Genomic DNA, 17,615 nt, shown 5'->3' on the forward strand with positions numbered 1-17,615 from the left:
GGGGGCTCCGTGGAAGGGACGAGAAAAGCCTTGCGCGCGAATGCTGCGGGGCGCGCGGGCCGGGTTCACTGCTCGCCGATGCGGCGGATCAGCGGGATTGCGGCGGCGAGCGTGTCGATGTCTGCGGGGTCGAGCTGCTCGATCGCGGCGCCGAGCCACTTGTGCTTGGCGGCGTTGCGCTTGAGCCGCGCGTCGAGGCCGGCCGCGGTCAGCCGGAACAGGATCTGGCGGCCGTCGGTCGGATGCGGTTCGCGCTCGACGAGACCGTCTTCCTCGAGGCTCGCGAGAATCGCCTTCATCGATTGAGGCTTCATCGCTTCGGCGCGCGCGAGATCGGCGGTCGTCATCGGCCCGTGCCGCTGGAGTCGCGCGAGCGCGCTCGTCTGGGACATGCCGAGCCCGTCGGATTCGATCTCGGAGCGGAGCCGGCGGACCAGCTGGCCGACCGCGAGGGTCAGGTCGGCAGCGACGATATCGGCGGAAACGCCGGATTTGCGTGGAGGGTTCATGCGGCGGATCATAGAACACGACAGCTAAACTTGCAAGTTTAGCTGTCGAATTGACCGCCGGATCGAGGTACGGCCGGGCGTGCGGTTACGCGCGGCGGAGCGGGACCGGTACGACCTCGTTGTATCTCGGGGTCGCGCTCTCGTGCAGCAGGTCGCCGAGGTATTGCGCGAGTTCGTCGGCGGCGAGCGCGGACGGAATGTGCAGGTTGGCCGCGCGTCGCTTGCCTTCGGTGCCGAGATCGAACACGGCCCAGCGGTCGTCCTTGCGCACGACGGCGAGTAGACGGCCAAATGCGTTGAAGCGGTATTCGTCCTGCATGGCTGCGCTCCCGTAGGTGACTGCGCCGGCCGCCCGCGCGCTCACTGGATCGAGCAGGACAGCCAGCGATGGATCTTGATGGCATCGCTCGAGACGCCCGCACGCGTCGGTGCGCCGAGCAGCACGACCGTTTCGCGGCGGCCCTTCACACGCATGCGCATCACGACGCCGTGCCCCGACTCGTTGATGAAGCCGGTTTTCTGCAGCCGGATCGGCAGGCGGCGGTAGCGGACGAGCGGGTCGGAATTCACGTACACCAGCTCGCCGTCGCCGGGGCGCACGGTGGTCGACGTATCCGTCGAGAAATAGCGGATCAGCGGGTCCTGCGCCGCCGCGCCGACGAGCTTCGCGAGATCCTCGGCCGTCGACACGTTGTGCGGCGACAGGCCGGTCGGCTCGCGGAAGTGCGTATGGTGCATGCCGAGCCGGCGCGCTTCGCGATTCATCGCGTTGACGAACGCGGCGCGCCCGCCCGGATAGTCGCGGCTCAGCGCGGCGGCCGCGCGGTTTTCCGACGACATCAGCGCGATATGGAACATCTCGCGGCGCGACAGTTCCGAACCCACCTGCAGGCGCGAGCCGGTGAACTTGATCGTGTCGCGGTCGCGCGCGGTGACGCGCAGCACGCCGTTCAGTGGACGGTCGGCGTCGCGCGCGACGACGGCCGTCATCAGCTTCGAGATCGACGCGATCGGCCGCACCGAACGTGCGTTGCGCGCCAGCAGCGGCGTGCCGGAGTCGACATCGAGCACGTAGGCCGCACGCGAATACAGGGCATTGACCGCGCGCGGGGAGTAGCCGCAGCTTGCCATCAGGCGCGGTTTCGCGGCGGTCGGGCGCGGGCGTACGGCGGTCGTGCGCTTCGCGCGGCGATGCGGGGCCGAGGCGGCGTGACGCTTGATCGTCTGATGCTTCGCACTCGGGCGACGATGCTTGACCGCCTTGTGCTTGCGGTGGGGTTTCTTCTTGACGGCTTTCTTGTGCGGATGCGCGTGGGCCTGCGCGGTGCGATGCGGCTGCGCGCGCTGCGCGGACGCGTTCGCGGCGAACGCGAGCAGCAGGAACGAGAGAGCGAGGATCAGCGTGGTCCGGGCGCGAGGCACGCGCGCGATGAGGCCGGTCAAGCGAAAGTCTCCTTTCCACGCGCGAGGTGGCGGCGCGGAATGCATGGGCGGTCAGTGGGTGCGGGAAATTATAAGGTCGTTCGCGGGAGGATGACGATAGCAGCCGGCCGTCGGCGCGCTGTTTTGCCGGCTGCCGCTGCGGTGCGCCGCGTTTCGCGTCGATATGTCGCGCCGGCGTGACAAACGATGGTACGGCCGGCAAGATGGCGAGCTCATCGTCAGGAGAACCCATGTCCCGCCAACCGCACGCGCTGCCCGTGCTGCCGCTTGCATCGATCGACAGCCTGTCCGCGACAGGTGAACTCGTTGCCTTCAACGTCGGCGCGGACGATGTGTTGTACACGGCATTTGCACTGGAACCGCTCGACGACCGGACACGCTCCGACGGCGCTTCGTTCGCGATCACGACCCCCTCAGCTGCGCAGCGCTATCGCTTGATTGCGTGGCGCGAAGGCGAAACGCTGCTCGATCTCGTCGTCGACAACGAACCGTTCGATATTCACGAGATCCAGCCGGTGGGAGACGATCTGCTGCTGGTTTGCTGTCGATCCTGCTATCGCGGGCCGGACGACTTCGACCTGAACGGCCGCCTCTATCGCCGCGACGGCACGCGTTGCGGAGAAATACTGCTGGGCGACGGCATCCGGTCCGTGCAGGTCACGGGCACGGGGGAAATCTGGACGTCCTATTTCGACGAGGGTGTCTTCGGCAATTTCGGCTGGGGGGCGCCGGTCGGGGCGTCCGGACTGGTCGCCTGGAGCCGGCGCGGCGAGCTGCTTCATGCGTTCTCGCCGCCCGAGGGGCTGGGCCCGATCGACGATTGTTATGCGCTCAACGTTCAAGGCGACCACGACGTCTGGCTTTATTACTACAGCGAATTCGCGCTCGTCCACTTGCGCGACCGGCAGCCTGTCGCGTCATGGCGTATTCCGGTCAAGGGCAGTCACGCGTTCGCGGTGATGGAAGACCAAGCGCAACACGGCGGGTTCGTGGCGCTGTTGTGCGGGGCATACGGCGATCGCGACGTGTTGCAGCTCGTGCGTCCGGGCACCGATGGCCAGGTACGGGTGGTACGCGCGTATCGCATGCTGAATGGTGGCTCGGCGCCCGTGGGTGTGGCACGCGCGGTCGGCCGTGGTCGTGCGCTGTACGTTGTCGGCACGGACGGCAACGTGTATCGGATCGACATGGCGGGGCTTTGCGCGGCCGGTACCGCTTAACGCGGCCAGTTCCGCCGCGACACGACCGCGAAACTGATCGCGATCGACCCCGTTACCACGCGCGGCGGCGGGTCGTCGAGCGCATCGCCGAAGCGAAAACGGCGGCTGCGTCCGTCGCTGCGTTCGGCACGACGTTTCGGTGCACGCGTATCGGCCGCGGCGGTGCGTTCGTTCGCGACGGCCACATCGCACGGCTGGTCGGCCACGCAGTCGGCGGCAAGATCGAGGGGCATGACAGTCGGTTCCGGGAAGGGCATGCCCGTATTGAACGTCATTGCATTCGATCGGTAAAATGAATGTTTCAATCGTTACGATTCCTTTTAAGAATGGAATTGAAACTGCTGCGTACGTTTCTGACCGTCACCGAGCTGTGCCATTTCAGCCGCGCGGCCGATGCGCTGCACATGAGCCAGCCGGCACTGAGCAAGCAGATCGGCGCGCTGGAGGCGAGCCTCGGCGGCAAGCTGTTCGAGCGCGGGCGGCACGGCGCGGAGCTGACGCCGTTCGGCGAGCGTTTCCTGCCCGACGCGCAGGCGCTCGTGCGCGATGCCGACGAGATCCTCGCGCGCGCACGGGAGGCGACCAGCGGGCAGCGCGGGCATCTGCGGCTCGGCATTTGCCTGTCGGTGCTGACGATCGTGCCGAAGCGGGTCGCGGAGTTTCGTCGCCGCAATCCGGGCATTGCGGTCACGTTGAGCGACCTGTCGTCGTCCGAGCAGACACGCCGGCTGCGCGCGGGCAAGCTCGATGCCGGGTTTCTGCGCCTGCCGGCCGACGAAGGTTTGTCGTCGTTCAAGGTGGTCGACGAGGGGCTCGCGCTGGCGGTGCCGCCGCATCTCGGCTTCAAGCGCGTGCCGGCCGATCTCGACGTGCTCAACGAGATCGGCTTCATCGCGCTGCAGCGTGCGCGGGGCCCGGGGCTCGCCGCGCAGATCGATCGATGGTGCGTCGAGCGCCGCTTCGTGCCGCACGTGACACAGCAGGCCGAGGACGTGCAGTCGGTGCTGACGTCGGTCGCGGCCGGTGTCGGCGTCGCGTTCATTCCGTCGCGCGCGCAGTACCTGCTGCGCGATGCGACGGTGCTGCCGCTCGATGGCCGGGACGCAAAGTGGCGCGTCGGGCTGGCGTGGCTGTCGGATCGCGACGATCCCGTGACCACGCGCTTCGTGTCGTTCATGCGTGCCGCGATCAAGGACGCCTGACGGGCGAAGCGATATAGTCTCCGCAATCGGCGCTGAATGCGCGAATGAATACCTGTCTGCAACGGACCGAACCGATGACCTCAGAATCCGACGAATCCCCGCTCGATCCCGCACTCGTCGCGACGCTCGCAACGCTGAACGACGCCGCGAGCGATCCGGCCGGCAAGACCTGGTCGTTGCCGAAGATCGCGAAACGCACGCAACTGCCGATGAGCACGCTGCGCCGCGTGCTGACGCAGCTCGACGCCGCGGGCCTGAGTACGACGACGCTGAACGAAGACGGCACCGGCAGCGCCGCGCTGACCGACGAAGGGCGCGCCGTGTGCGCGCAACTGTTCGGCGCGAACGACACGCAATGAAAAACGGGCCGCTGGAAGCGGCCCGTCGTCTGGCGGTTCGGTATGCGGTTCGATGCCGCACACCTGCGTGTCACCACCGCACCGTGACGCCGCCCATCACCGAATGATCGTAGGTCTGGTCGTTCAGCCCGCGCCGATAGCCGATGTCGAGATCGAGCCACGGCTTCGGCGAATAGATCGCACCCGCGATCGCGAACGCGGGATTCGCGCCGGCGCCGCGCTCCGTGTTGCGCGACGTGCCGATGTCGGCCACGATCTGCAGCTTGTCGGTCGCCTTGTAGATCGCCGCGCCCGACACGGCCCAGATCGACGTCAGGTCGCCCTGGCGATTCGGCTGGTACGTCATGCCCGCATTCGCGAGGAACGAAAACCGCGCGACGTCGAGCTGTGCGAGCAGCGTTGCGCCGGCACCCGCGCGGCCGGTGCCGAGCCCGCGCCGGTCGTTGCCGGTCGGCGTCGTCAGTTTCGGCTTCAGCGCGACCGACAGCGGGCCGCGTTCGACGAATCGCCATTTCATGCCGATCTCGACATCGCCGATTCCCGCACCGTTCTCGTCGGTCCGCGTTTGCAGATGCGTGTAAGGCACGTTCACGTAGAGATCGACGCGTTCGCCGAACCCGCGCGTGAGCGTCGCGTTCCACAGCTGGTGGCGGCCGTTTTCTTCCTGTTTCGAGGTTTCCTCGGCGTTGAACTCGAACTGCCAGTTCGCGTTGCCCTGCGTGCCCGTGTCGTCGCTGACGAGCGGATGGGTGGCGAGGGCGTCGAACGGCGCGAGGAGGGCGCTCGCGGCTGCGAGCGGAAGCATTCTCTTCATTGCATCACCTGTGTCGTGCATGGCGAGCCGGCCGGCCCACGCGCAGTGCGCGGGCCGACCGGCTTCAGGCCTAGACCATCAGAACCACTGCTTGTAGCGGCGCACGTAGATCGTCTTGACGATCTGCGCGAGCAGGATATAGCCGACCATCGTCGCGGCGAGCCACAGCCAGAAGGTGCCCGGCAGGTGCATGAAGCCGAGCGACTCCGCGAACGGCGAGAACGGCAGCCAGCAGCCGATCGCGATCGCGGTGAACGTCGACAGCAGCACCGGCAGCGCGGCCGTGCTCTGCAGGAACGGGATCTTCTGCGTGCGCAGCAGGTGCACGACGAGCGTCTGCGACACGAGGCTCTCGATGAACCAGCCCGAGTTCATCACGATCTGGCCGCCCGCACCGCCGTTCAGGTGATACATCGCACCCGCGCCGAATACCGTCCACATCAGGATGTACGTCGTGATGTCGAACACCGACGACGTCGGCCCGACCCACAGCATGAAGCGGCTGATGTTGCCGGCTTCCCACTTGCGCGGCTTCTTCAGGAACTCGGGGTCCATCTTGTCCCACGGCAGCAGCATCTGCGACGTGTCGTAGATCAGGTTCAGCACGAGCAGCTGCGTCGCGAGCATCGGCTCCCACGGCAGGAACGCGCTCGCGACGAGCACCGAGAACACGTTGCCGAAGTTCGAGCTCGCGGTCATGTTCAGGTACTTCAGGATGTTGCCGAACGTCTCGCGGCCCTTGATCACGCCTTCCTCGAGCACCATCAGGCTCTTTTCGAGCAGGATGATGTCGGCGGTTTCCTTCGCGATGTCGGCGCCGCTGTCGACCGAGATGCCGACGTCGGCGTCGCGCAGCGCGGGGGCGTCGTTGATGCCGTCGCCGAGGAAGCCGACCGTGTGGCCGTTCGCCTGCAGCGCCTTGACGATGCGTGCCTTCTGCAGCGGCGTCAGTTTCGCGAACACGGTCGTGCGTTCGACGACCTGCGCGAGCGTCGCGTCGTCGAGCGCTTCGATCTCCGTGCCGAGGATCGGCTTGCCGGGTTCGAGGCCGACCTGGCGGCACACCTTCATCGTGACGATCGGGTTGTCACCCGTCAGCACCTTCACGGCGACACCGTTTTCGCGCAGCGCGGCGAGCGCCGGTGCGGCCGATTCCTTCGGCGGGTCGAGGAAGGTCAGGAAGCCGCGCACGACGAGGTCGTGTTCGTCGGCGGTGCGGTACTGCTGGCGCTCGTCGCCGCGCGGGATCGTGCGCGTCGCGAGCACGAGCACGCGGAAGCCGTCCTCGTTGTACGCGCTGGCCTGTTCGAGCAGCCGCTTGCGCGCGACGAAGTCGAGCGGACGCACGCCGTCTTCATCCTGCACGTGCGTGGAGACGGCCAGCATCTCCTCGACCGCGCCCTTGCAGATCAGCAGGTGCGTGCCGCGCGTATCCTCGACGACGACCGACAGGCGGCGCCGTACGAAGTCGAACGGCAGTTCGTCGATCTTCTTGTAGCCCTGCGGCTTCACGCGCTCGCCGATCTCGTCGGCACGTGCGACGACCGCGATGTCGATCAGGTTCTTCTGCCCGCTCTGGTGGAAGCTGTTCAGCCAGCCGAGCCGCAGGATGTCCTCGTTCTTGTGGCCCGACAGGTCGAGGTGATGCTCGAGGATGATCTTGTCCTGCGTGAGCGTGCCGGTCTTGTCGGTGCACAGCACGTCCATCGCGCCGAAGTTCTGCACCGAATTCAGGCGTTTCACGACGACCTTGCGGCGCGCCATCGCGACCGCGCCGCGCGCGAGGTTCGCGCTGACGATCATCGGCAGCATCTCGGGCGTGAGGCCCACGGCCACCGCGAGCGCGAACGTGAGCGCGCTCAGCCAGTCGCCCTTGGTCAGCCCGTTGATCATGAACACGATCGGCACCATCACGAACATGAACTTGATCAGCAGCCAGCTCACGCTCGCGACGCCGCGGTCGAAGCTCGTCTCGATGCGCTTGTGGCTCACGACGTTGCGCGCGAGCGAGCCGAAGTAGGTGTCCGCGCCGGTCGCGACGACGACGGCCGTCGCCGTGCCGCTGACGACGTTGGTGCCCATGAAGCAGACATTCTCGAGATCGAGCAACGATGCCGACGTATCGGTCGCCGCACCGGCCGCGCGCGTGCCGGCGGATTTGCCCGCGACCGCGCCGAGCGTGTCGTACTTCTCGACCGGCAGCGCCTCGCCGGTCAGCACGGCCTGGCTGATGAACAGGTCGCGCGACGCGAGCAGGCGCACGTCCGCCGGGATCATGTCGCCGGCCGACAGGTGCACGATGTCGCCGGTCACGACTTCGCGCATCGGCACCTCGCGGCGGGACGGCTCCGACGTGTCGGTCACCGCGCGCTGTACGGTCGCGGTCGTGCGGACCATCGCCTTCAGCTTCTCGGCCGCGCGCAGCGAGCGGAATTCCTGCACGAAGCGCAGCAGCGCGCTGATCGTGACCATCGTCAGCAGGATCGTCATGCCGACGTAGTCGCGATCGTCGGGTGCGGCGAACCAGACGTCGGTGAAGAAGCTGATGGCGGCCAGCACCAGCAGCACGTAGACGAACGGGTTGTGGAACGAGAGCAGCAACTGGCGGGTCCAGTGCGGCGGCTTGTCGTGCGCGATTTCGTTCGGGCCGTCGTGCTGCAGGCGGCCGGCGGCCTGGTCGTAGGTGAGGCCGCGCGTGCTGGTGTTCAGCGACTTCAGCGTGTCTTCGAGCGGGCGGGCCGCTTCCTGCGCGGCGCGCATGATGCGCGGTTCGTTCTGCGGGCCGGCGCCGGCCTTGATGAAGCCGCGTTGTTTCTTGTGCGAGGTGTTGTGTCGTGTTGTCATGAGTCGCTCCTTGCGCACGAGGCGGCGGGCGGGGAGCGACCGTGACGTTATCGACGCACGAGCGCTCCCCGCCGCGTCGCGTCAGGCGCGATCGGCTGTGGATCGGTGATGGCGGGAACGCTCGCCGGCGCGTGCAGTGCGGCCGGAGGGGCGATGCGCGGCGTCGCACCGGCGAGCGATAATCGACTACTGTCGTCCGAGTTCATCTGCACTCCTGTCGGTTGCGGGTAATCGGCACGGGCGATCGAAGGCGACGCGCGCACGAAGGCGCGCGGCCGGACGGCACGCGAACGGAAGGCGCACGCGGCTGACGCTGCGCGCAACACGAACGCACGCGCGCGACGGCGCGGCGCGTGCGTTCGACAACATCGAAAATTCGGCGGGAGATCTGGCCGGTCAGGCCGGAAGGGCGCCGCATCCTGCTTCCCGGGATGCGGCAGAAGACGAGGCTCTGCGCGTTTTCCTCAGGCAGCAGTCAAGTTGGTCAGGCACCAACTACAACTCGCATCGGTGTTCACAGAACACTCCATGTAATTAGACGGGAGCGATGGTAATGGGTCGCTGTGCGAAGCGTCAACCCTTTTGTCGGTCGTTATTTCGGGAAACATGATCGGGGTGATGTGTGCGTGGCGCAGCCCCCGATTGCCGCGAATGAAACGGCCGCGCGCATGCGTGATCGGCATGCGCGCGGCCGCGTGGAAGCAGGGGCGGGTTACTGGCCGGCTGCCGCGATGGCGGCCCCTGCGTCGACAATGCCCGAGCCTGCCGGCATCGCGGTGCACGACGTGCCGGCCGCGAGCTTGGTCGTGCGCGCGCCGCCTTGCAGCTTCTGCTGGATCTGCGCGGGCGTGAGGGTGCCGTTCACCGACAACATCAGCGCGGCGACGCCCGACACCTGCGGCGTCGCAAGGCTGGTGCCGTTCGCGAGGCCGTAGGTGTCCGAGCCCGGCGTCGTGGTGCCGGTGTTCGACGTCGACAGGATGTTGACGCCCGGCGCGCTCAGCGAGACATCGGCGCCGAAGTTGCTGAACGACGCACGGCGGCCGGTCGCATCGGTGGCGCCGACGCTGATCACGCCGCGGCAGTTCGCAGGCTGGTCGAGCCCGGTCGACAGGCCGTCGTTGCCGGCTGCGACGACGACGGTCACACCCTTCGCGGTCACGTCGTCGATGGCCTGCTGGAACGTCGTGCTGCACGCGCCGACACCGCCGAGGCTCAGGTTGATGACCTTCGCGGGGCGCGGGTTCGTCGGCACGCCGTTCACCGGGATGCCGGCTGCCCAGCGCATCCCGTCGGCGATGTCGCTCGTCACGCCGCCGCACTTGCCGAGCACGCGCACCGGCAGGATCTGGCTGAGCCATGACACGCCGGCGATGCCGGTGCCGTTGTTGGCGGTCGCGCCGATCACGCCCATCACGCGCGTGCCGTGCCAGCTGCTGTCGCTCGGCTGGCTCGCGCAGTGATAGTACGGGCCGTTTGCGTTGTCGAGTTCCTGTTGCGTGACCCAGTCGCCCGGATCGGTTGCGTCAGGGTTGCGCGCCAGGCCGTTGTTGCTGGTGTTGACGTTGCTGATGAAGCTGTAGCCGGACAGCAGGTTGCCGAGCAGATCGGCATGCGGCCGGTAGCCGGTGTCGAGCACGGCCGTGACGACGGTCGGCGAACCCTTGGTCACGTTCCAGGCGGGCGGCAGGTCGATGCCGGCGGTCGGGTCGGACAGGTACCACTGCTGGTTGTAGAGCGGATCGCTCGGCGTGTCGCGGATCTGCATCGGGTGATCCGGTTCCGCGTAGTCGACGTCCGAATCGGCCGCGAATGCCTGCGCGAGCGCGGCTGCGTCGGTGGCTGCCATGCGCTGGCCGAGCGACAGCACGGCCGCGCCGTTCGAGATCGTCCGTTCGACCTGCACGTTCACCGGGGCTTGCCCGACCGTGCTCGCATAGGCACGTGCACTGCCGGCGACCGGTGCCGTCCAGCGCGTCATCGAGCGCTGGATGACCGCGTCGAGCCGCGTCCCGTTGTCGATGGCCGCCATCGCGCGCGTGGCCGTCAGCGTCTTCAGCTTGACGATCAGGTGATCGATCGGCGCTTCTGCCGGCGCGGCCTGCGCCGCCATCTGCACGGCGGCCTGCTGCGTCGCGCATGCATTGTTGCCGGCCGAGGCGGGCGGGGTCGTCGGAGTGCCGGGAGCGGGCGTCGGGGCGGGGGCAGGTGCCGGTGCCGGTGCCGGCGCCGCGTTGGAAGAAGACGGGTTGCTGCCGTCGCCGCCGCCTCCGCCGCCGCAACCGGCGAGGGGCAGGAGGGCGACGGCGGACAGCATGCCGGCGAGCATGCGCGCATGTGCGGAGCGCGCCAGCGCAAGATTGAAACGCTTGGTTCTCATGTTGAAACTCGATCCTCGTAGATAACCGTCGTGCCGGCGGTGGCGCTGGTCCGGCTGACCCGGACCTTGTCGTTTTTGTCTGGCGGCCGCGGCAAGCTTGCTGCGACGCGCCATGCACTGGGTAACGGCTGGCGCGGCGGCTTCTTGAGTGCGTTTCACGAGAAAAACCGGGGCTGGCGCAAACGATTACGTTGCTGCGCCGCAGCACGAACACGTGTTTGGAACGTATGGCACAGAAGGCGGGGTGAGCCCGCGTGCGGCCGGTCGGGCGAAATGTGCGGCGGGGGCCGGTTTGCGCGGCACGGCAAACGTCTTTCAATGCACGGTCACGGTGGAAGGTTGCTTACGCTTTCCCTGATGCGACGCGAATTTTGTCGGGCGTAGGATCGCGATTCGATCAACGTTTCGTCAGGAGAAAAGCATGGATCGCCGCTTATGCTGGCTGGCCGTCGCGCTGTCCTGTGCGCTGGCGGGTACCGCGCACGCGCAGGCCCTTACCGGCACGCTGAAGAAGATCAAGGACACGGGCGTCGTGTCGCTCGGCATTCGCGAATCGTCGGTGCCGTTCTCATATTCGGACAACCAGCAGAAGAACATCGGCTATTCGCGCGACATCGCATCGCGCATCGTCGACCAGCTGAAGACGGAATTGAACCTGCCGAACCTCTCGGTGAAGGAGATCCCGATCACGTCGCAGAACCGGATTCCGCTGCTGCAGAACGGGACGATCGATTTCGAATGCGGATCGACGACGAACACGCTCGAACGGCAGAAGCAGGCCGCGTTCTCGAACAGCATCTTTCTTTATGGCATCCGCTTCAGCACGCGCAAGGATTCGGGCGTGAAGGATTTCGCGGACCTGGCCGGCAAGACGGTCGCGACGACGGCCGGCACGTCGGACGAGCGCCTGCTGCGCAAGCTCAACGAAGAGAAGGCGATGAACATGACGATCATCAGCGCCAAGGATCACGCCGAAGCGTTCATGAACGTCACGACCGGGCGCGCGGTGGCGTTCGTGATGGACGAGCCGTTGCTGTACGGCGAGATCGCGAAGGACCGCAACCCGGGCGCGTATACGGTGACGGGCACGCCGCTGGTTCACGAGAATTACGCGTGCATGATGCGCAGGGACGATCCGGCGTTCAAGCGCGTGGTCGACGGCGTGATTGCGAAGATGCAGACGTCGGGCGCGGCCGAGAAGCTCTACGACCAATGGTTCATGCAGCCGATCCCGCCGAAGGGCGTGAGCCTCAACTATCCGCTGTCGGCGGAGATGAAGCAGCTGTTCAGGAATCCGACGGATCAGGCGCAGTATTGATCCAGTCGCCATGAGGGCGTGCGGTCCGAAACATTGCGTGTCCGGGCCTGCACGCTCGAATCCCTCCGGCCTCCGCGCCGGCGTCGCGGTGCGTATCCTGCCGCCGTGAAAGTCGTCTGGCGCGTTCGCGCCGGATGCTGAAACTCGTCCTTCGAGCCGTCGCCCATCCGGCGTTGCACCTCGCCGGGCATCCGTCAGGGCCCCGTCCGCGCCCGTCCTTTTCCCCGGCGTCTGAACCTGTGCCGCGCACCGAATCGCGGTCCGCACGCGTACACCTAGCTCGCGACCGGCCCCGCCGTTTGCCGCGTAAACCCGAATACAGATTTCAATTTGAACTGTTCAGAATCGGCTGAAATTGTTCAACAATTTTCGGCGGAAAATCCCGGAAAGCCGCATGGATCGGCGTTCGGGAGGCGTTGCGGAATTTCAGCGCGAGAGCCGAATAACCCAGGAGTTTCGCCATGTCCGCTCGTTTCCCGCTTCGACATTTCCTCCGCGGCGCGCTCGTGCCGCTGGCATTCGCGTGCTCGCTCGCGGCCGCGGCCCCGCTGCAGACGGTGCGGCCCGGCACGCTGCTGGTGGGTTCCGACCTCACGTATCCGCCTTACGCATACCTGGACGCGGGCAAACCCGCCGGCTTCGACGCCGAGTTCGCGCGGATGCTCGCGCGCCACCTGAAGCTCGAGCCGGTATTCCTCGATACGCGCTTCCCGGACCTGATCCTCGGGATGAAGGCGCGCCGCTTCGACGTCGTTGCGTCCGCGCTGTACGTGACGCCCGATCGCGTGAAACAGGTCGATTTCGTGCCGTACCTGAAGACGGGCGCGTCGTTGCTCGTCGCGAAAGGCAGCGCGTTCCTGCCGAAGACGCCGCAGGATCTGTGCGGCAAGCGGGTTGGTTCGATCAAGGGCGCGTCGTGGACGCCGAAGCTGCGTGCGGTGTCGCAGGACACGTGCAAGGCGGTCGGGCGCGGCGAGATCGCGATCCTCGAATTCCCGACGTCGCCGGAAGCGACGTCCGCGCTGATGTCGAAGGCGGTCGATGTCCAGATCGAGGATGCGGCCGTCGCGCAGGGGATTCCGAAGCAGACGAACGGGCGCGTCGACCTCAGTTCGACGACGCTGCTGTATCCGATCGTGATCGGGCTCGGCGTGACGAAGGGCGACGGCGGCCTGCAAGGCGCGCTCGAGGGCGTGCTGAACGACGCGAAGCAGAGCGGCGAATATGGCAGCCTTGTGAAGAAATACGGATTGCAGGAGCCCACGGCCGCCGACGTTGCCCACGCGCTCGGCACCGCGAAGTAAGCGCGCGGCACGCACGACCGGACCACCGCGCGCCGCGCCGGCGCGACTACCCGCAGCGGCCGCGCGATGCGTGCCGCGCGGCCGCATCACCTTTCGCGGTTGAGGAGTCTCCGATGCAGTTCGATTGGCACTATGCGTTTCAGCTCTTGTGGGACAAGGATTTCTGGCGCGCCTGCGTCGTGGTCGTCGAACTCAGTGTCGCCACGTGGCTGCTCGGCGTGTTGCTCGGCTTCCCGGTGGCGCTCGCGCGCCAGTCGCACCAGCTGCTGCTGAAGCGGGCGGCGGCCGTCTATATCTGGTTCTTCCGCAGCCTGCCGCTGCTCGTGCTGCTGGTCTTCATCTACAACCTGCCGCAGGTCTTTCCCGCGACCAGCGCGGTGCTGTCCGATCCGTTCAGGGCGGGCCTGATCGCGATGGTGCTGAGCGAAACCGCGTATTTCGCGGAAATCCATCGCGGCGGGATCCTGTCGGTGCCGCGCGGGCAGCTCGAGGCCGGGCGCGCGCTCGGCATCCGGTTCACCGGCATCCAGCGGCTGATCGTGATGCCGCAGGCGATCCGCATCGCGCTGCCGGCGCTCGCGAACGAGTTCATCACGATCGTGAAGCTCACGTCGCTGGTGTCGGTGATTTCGCTGGCCGAGATCCTGCTCGTCGGGCAGCGACTGTACACGCAGAATTTCCTGGTGTTCGAAACGATGCTGGCGGTGGCGTTCTACTACGTGCTGATCGTGACTGTGTTCAGCCGGCTGCTCGGCTATCTCGAACGACATCTCGACGTCAGCCGCCGCATGCCCGCACCGGCCGGCCACGTGGATCTCGCGTTGCCGCTGTCCGCGCCGGCCGTCGCACCGCGGCCGCGCGCGAACGCCGAATTCGCGCTTCGCCTGAAAGGCGTGCAGCAGCGTTACGGGCGCCATGAAGTGCTGAAGGACATCCATCTCGACGTCGTGCCGGGGCAGGTGGTGTCGATCATCGGTCCGTCCGGCTCGGGCAAGACGTCGCTGATCCGCACCATCAACGGTCTCGCGCCGGTGAATGCGGGCGAGATCGACCTGTACGGCGAGCCGTTCATCCGCGCGTCAGGCTCGCATCCGCCGCGCGTGTCGCACGAACGCATCCTCGATATCGGCATGGTGTTCCAGAGCTTCAACCTGTTTCCGCACCGCACCGCGCTGCAGAACGTGATGATGGCGCCGTGCTATCACCGGCAGGCCGATGCGGCGGCGATTCGGCTGCAGGCGCTGTCGCTGCTGTCGAAGGTCGGATTGCTCGAACATGCAAACAAGTATCCGCATCAGTTGTCGGGCGGCCAGCAGCAGCGCGTCGCCATTGCTCGCGCACTCGCGACGAGGCCGTCGATCATGCTGTTCGACGAGCCGACGTCGGCGCTCGATCCGGAACTTGTCGGCGAGGTGCTGAAGGTCGTCGAGACGCTCGCGAAGGAAGGGATGACGATGATCATCGTGACCCACGAGATGAATTTTGCGTTCAAGGTATCCGACCGGATCGTGTTCATGGAGAGCGGACGCATCCTGTACGACGTGCCGCCGGACCGGATTCGAGGCAGCGCGGACGCGCGCGTGAAGGACTTTCTGAAGCACGTTCACTTCGCATGACGAATGACGGGATGGGAGCAGAAATGGACCCGACGGATTTTCGCCTGGGTGGTGGGAACGAACACGTGAGTGCCGAGCGGCTGCGGGCGTGTCTTGAACGTGCCGACGCGCATCCCGGCGACATCGCGACCGCGTGGCTCGCGCGGCGCGACGCCGCCGCGGTTGCCGAAGCGGACGCCCGGGATACGTCGCGGCGCACCGACGCGGTCGGCGCGCTGCTGGCCGGCACCGTGCTGACGGTGAAGGCCTGCTTCGATTGCGAAGGTTGGGTCACGCATGCCGGTTCGCGCGTACTGGCCGACGAACCGCCGGCAAAAACCGACGCCGCGCCCGTGTCGGCGCTGCGTCGGGCCGGCGCGGTGCTGGTTGCGCAGACGGCGATGACCGAATTCGCGTATGGCGCGCTCGGCGTCAACCGTGCGTACGGGACGCCGACGACGCCGCTCGATGCGCGGCGCGAGCGGGTGGCCGGCGGCTCGAGTTCGGGCGCGGCGGTGTCGGTGGCGCTCGGTGCGTCCGACTTGTCGCTGGGTTCCGATACGAGCGGCTCGGCGCGCATTCCGGCCGCATTCTGCGGGGTGACCGGATTCAAGCCGTCGCACGGGCGCTACCCGAGCGACGGCATGCGGTTTCTGTCGACGAGCTTCGACGTGCCGGGCCTGCTGGCGGCGACGGTCGACCTGTGCCGGCAGGCGGACGTTGCGCTGCACGGCCGTGAGGCGCGGCGGCGACGGCCAGCGGGCATCCGCAATCTGAATTTCATCGTGCCCGAGCCGTTCATCACCGACGATATCGATCCGGAGGTCGGACGCACGTTCGACGCGTGGCTGTCCCGACTGTCCGCACAAGGTGCGCGCATCCGGTACAAGCGGCTCGATTGCGTTGCCGAGGCCGGCGCCGTCGCGCGCGCCGGCGGCATCATCGCGGCGGAAGCGTTCATGCTGCATCGTGCACGGCTGGAAACGGCGGCGGACCGTTACGATCCGCTGGTCGGCCCGCGCATCGCGTTGGGCGAGCAGGTGCGTGCGCACGACTACGCGGCGGCGCTGCTGCGTCTGGCGGCACTGGCCGACACGTACCACGCCGAACTCGGCGACGCGGACGCGGTGCTGACGCCGACCGTGCCGATGCTGCCCCCACGTGTGGCCGATCTGGCCGACGAAGCTGCTTACCTTGCGCAGAACGCGCGAGCGTTCCGGTTGACCGAGTTCGCGAACCGGCTCGACCTGCCGAGCATCAGCGTGCCCGGCGACCTGCGCAACCGGCAGCCGGTCGGCTTGTTGATGACCGGGCGGCGCGGCGAAGACGCACGGCTGCTCGATGTCGCGGCAATAGTCGAACGTGCGCTGACCGATTCCGCGTGACGCATTCTCCGGCGGCAAGGCCCGCCTTGCCATTTTTCATCGTCACTATTCAGAGGTACATATGATCGTCGTGAGATCGGCCGATATCGCCAATACCGAACGCCACGCGCGGGGCCCGGGCTGGGACAGCAAGCGCATGATCGTCAGGCAGGACGGCGTCGGCTATTCCGTCCACGAGACGCGTGTGCAGGAAGGCGCGGAACTGCATCTGCACTACAAGAACCACTTCGAAACCAACTATTGCGTGGCCGGCGAAGGGGAGGTCGTCGACACGGCGACCGGTGACGTACACCGGATCACGCCCGGCACGATTTACGCGCTGAACCTGAACGATTCGCACATCCTGCGCGCGACGCGCGGCGACCTGCATCTCGTTTGCGTGTTCAATCCGCCGTTGACCGGGCTGGAAACGCATCGGGAAGACGGCAGCTATGCGCTGCCGGCCGAAGAGCAAGCCTGACGACGCGGGCTGCCGGGCCGTTGCGCGCCGCTTCGTGCGGCACGCAACGGCAGCGCGGTGCTCGGGTTCAGGCCGCCTCGCGATGGCTGCGCTTGATGGCCTCGACGAGCATCCGCTCGGAATCGTCGAGATAACGCGCGAGCGTGGTGACGGCTTCGCCGCGACGGTTCTGCGTGAGCAGGTCGTAGATCTGGTATTCGCGCTGGATCCAGTCGTGCGTCTGCACGCGCTTCTCGTCGGGATCGGCAGCGAAGACGAGGCGCAACTGAGCGGAGATGGTCCGGAAGAACTCGTCGAGCAGCGCCGATTTCTGCAGCGCGACGATGTGCTGGTGAAACCGCAGGCTGTGCGTGCCGACGGCCTGCCAGTTTTCCTTGTCGAGCTCGCGCTCGGCCGCGCGAATGGCAGTCTGCATTTTATCGAGCAGCGCCGGCTGCGCGAGTTCGGCCGTGTTCAGCGCATGCAGTTCAAGCGTGCGGCGCGCGATGTAGAGATCGCGCACGTCCTGGCGATTCAACGTGCGCACGACGACGCCCTTGTGGCGCACGAATGTGACGAGCCCTTCACGGCCGAGCTGATGCAAGACTTCGCGAAGCGAGTTGCGCGACGTGTCGTATTCGGCCGCGAGGTCCATCTCGATCAGCGCGGTGCCGGGCGGCAGCTTGCCGCTGATGATGTGCTCGCGCAGTTGATGGCTGATCCGGTCGGCGACCGATTGTCCTCGCGCTTTTTCGCTTGCCATTCCGTTCGTTCGCTCCTCTCCTGATCGTGCGCCGCCGGCG

18 protein-coding genes are annotated in these 17,615 nt (G+C 66.9%); 8 read left to right on the forward strand and 10 right to left on the reverse strand.

Annotated features, from left to right (window positions below):
* Positions 1-65 precede the first annotated feature (65 nt).
* From ACTJLD_RS20965 to ACTJLD_RS20975, 3 genes are all read right to left on the reverse strand, one after another.
* Positions 66-521, reverse strand: a complete 456-nt coding sequence (locus ACTJLD_RS20965; RefSeq protein WP_027791868.1) for a MarR family winged helix-turn-helix transcriptional regulator — start codon at positions 519-521, stop codon at positions 66-68.
* Positions 522-594: 73 nt separating this feature from the next.
* The gene (locus ACTJLD_RS20970) at positions 595-828 is read right to left on the reverse strand and encodes a DUF7661 family protein (protein ID WP_027791867.1); all 234 of its coding nucleotides are present in this window, start codon (positions 826-828) and stop codon (positions 595-597) included.
* Between the two features lie 41 nt (positions 829-869).
* Positions 870-1,952: a serine hydrolase gene (locus ACTJLD_RS20975; protein WP_175755128.1), complete on the reverse strand. Its 1,083-nt coding sequence runs from the start codon at positions 1,950-1,952 to the stop codon at positions 870-872.
* Between the two features lie 230 nt (positions 1,953-2,182).
* Between ACTJLD_RS20975 and ACTJLD_RS20980 the strand changes: the two genes are divergently transcribed.
* Positions 2,183-3,172: a hypothetical protein gene (locus ACTJLD_RS20980; protein ID WP_440659536.1), complete on the forward strand. Its 990-nt coding sequence runs from the start codon at positions 2,183-2,185 to the stop codon at positions 3,170-3,172.
* On the opposite strand, the gene ACTJLD_RS20985 is transcribed toward ACTJLD_RS20980, so the two are convergent.
* A complete protein-coding gene (locus ACTJLD_RS20985) occupies positions 3,169-3,447 on the reverse strand; it encodes a hypothetical protein (RefSeq protein ID WP_334035687.1) in 279 nt (92 codons plus the stop codon). The two genes, ACTJLD_RS20980 and ACTJLD_RS20985, sit on opposite strands and share 4 nt — an antisense overlap.
* A 51-nt stretch (positions 3,448-3,498) precedes the next feature.
* Between ACTJLD_RS20985 and ACTJLD_RS20990 the strand changes: the two genes are divergently transcribed.
* Both ACTJLD_RS20990 and ACTJLD_RS20995 read left to right on the forward strand, forming a co-directional pair.
* Positions 3,499-4,374 carry a LysR family transcriptional regulator gene (locus ACTJLD_RS20990; RefSeq protein ID WP_059697408.1) on the forward strand — a complete coding sequence of 292 codons (876 nt, stop codon included), beginning with the start codon at positions 3,499-3,501 and terminating at the stop codon, positions 4,372-4,374.
* Between the two features lie 74 nt (positions 4,375-4,448).
* The gene (locus ACTJLD_RS20995) at positions 4,449-4,733 is read left to right on the forward strand and encodes a transcriptional regulator (RefSeq protein WP_027791863.1); all 285 of its coding nucleotides are present in this window, start codon (positions 4,449-4,451) and stop codon (positions 4,731-4,733) included.
* Between the two features lie 70 nt (positions 4,734-4,803).
* Here the strand turns inward: ACTJLD_RS20995 and ACTJLD_RS21000 are convergent, their stop codons facing one another.
* The 4 genes from ACTJLD_RS21000 to ACTJLD_RS21015 all read right to left on the reverse strand — a co-directional run bounded on the left by ACTJLD_RS21000 (position 4,804) and on the right by ACTJLD_RS21015 (position 10,771).
* Positions 4,804-5,547: a transporter gene (locus ACTJLD_RS21000; RefSeq protein ID WP_124672228.1), complete on the reverse strand. Its 744-nt coding sequence runs from the start codon at positions 5,545-5,547 to the stop codon at positions 4,804-4,806.
* 78 nt (positions 5,548-5,625) lie between these two features.
* A complete protein-coding gene (gene mgtA, locus ACTJLD_RS21005) occupies positions 5,626-8,391 on the reverse strand; it encodes a magnesium-translocating P-type ATPase (RefSeq protein ID WP_440659537.1) in 2,766 nt (921 codons plus the stop codon).
* A gap of 47 nt (positions 8,392-8,438) precedes the next feature.
* Positions 8,439-8,597 (reverse strand): hypothetical protein, encoded by a 159-nt coding sequence (locus tag ACTJLD_RS21010; RefSeq protein WP_174392226.1) that lies wholly within the window; start codon positions 8,595-8,597, stop codon positions 8,439-8,441.
* Between the two features lie 506 nt (positions 8,598-9,103).
* Positions 9,104-10,771, reverse strand: coding sequence for a S8 family peptidase (locus tag ACTJLD_RS21015; protein ID WP_440659538.1), 1,668 nt, complete (start codon positions 10,769-10,771; stop codon positions 9,104-9,106).
* A gap of 421 nt (positions 10,772-11,192) precedes the next feature.
* Between ACTJLD_RS21015 and ACTJLD_RS21020 the strand changes: the two genes are divergently transcribed.
* Positions 11,193-12,089 (forward strand): glutamate/aspartate ABC transporter substrate-binding protein, encoded by an 897-nt coding sequence (locus ACTJLD_RS21020; protein ID WP_060195438.1) that lies wholly within the window; start codon positions 11,193-11,195, stop codon positions 12,087-12,089.
* Between the two features lie 325 nt (positions 12,090-12,414).
* Here the strand turns inward: ACTJLD_RS21020 and ACTJLD_RS21025 are convergent, their stop codons facing one another.
* The gene (locus ACTJLD_RS21025) at positions 12,415-12,552 is read right to left on the reverse strand and encodes a hypothetical protein (protein WP_155639085.1); all 138 of its coding nucleotides are present in this window, start codon (positions 12,550-12,552) and stop codon (positions 12,415-12,417) included.
* Between ACTJLD_RS21025 and ACTJLD_RS21030 the strand changes: the two genes are divergently transcribed.
* The 4 genes from ACTJLD_RS21030 (at position 12,551) to ACTJLD_RS21045 (ending at position 16,833) form a co-directional block, all read left to right on the forward strand.
* Positions 12,551-13,393, forward strand: a complete 843-nt coding sequence (locus tag ACTJLD_RS21030) for a transporter substrate-binding domain-containing protein (RefSeq protein ID WP_060195440.1) — start codon at positions 12,551-12,553, stop codon at positions 13,391-13,393. The genes ACTJLD_RS21025 and ACTJLD_RS21030 overlap by 2 nt on opposite strands.
* A 113-nt stretch (positions 13,394-13,506) precedes the next feature.
* A complete protein-coding gene (locus ACTJLD_RS21035) occupies positions 13,507-15,009 on the forward strand; it encodes an amino acid ABC transporter permease/ATP-binding protein (RefSeq protein WP_060195442.1) in 1,503 nt (500 codons plus the stop codon).
* 23 nt (positions 15,010-15,032) lie between these two features.
* Positions 15,033-16,373, forward strand: a complete 1,341-nt coding sequence (locus ACTJLD_RS21040) for an amidase family protein (RefSeq protein WP_060195444.1) — start codon at positions 15,033-15,035, stop codon at positions 16,371-16,373.
* Between the two features lie 61 nt (positions 16,374-16,434).
* Positions 16,435-16,833, forward strand: a complete 399-nt coding sequence (locus ACTJLD_RS21045) for an ectoine synthase (RefSeq protein WP_060195446.1) — start codon at positions 16,435-16,437, stop codon at positions 16,831-16,833.
* A gap of 67 nt (positions 16,834-16,900) precedes the next feature.
* Here the strand turns inward: ACTJLD_RS21045 and ACTJLD_RS21050 are convergent, their stop codons facing one another.
* On the reverse strand, positions 16,901-17,575 hold the full coding sequence (locus ACTJLD_RS21050; RefSeq protein ID WP_060195448.1) for a GntR family transcriptional regulator: 675 nt from the start codon (positions 17,573-17,575) through the stop codon (positions 16,901-16,903).
* Between the last annotated feature and the right edge of the window lie 40 nt (positions 17,576-17,615).

Origin of the sequence: Burkholderia sp. 22088 (assembly GCF_052045915.1) — a bacterium.
GTDB lineage: Bacteria > Pseudomonadota > Gammaproteobacteria > Burkholderiales > Burkholderiaceae > Burkholderia > Burkholderia cepacia.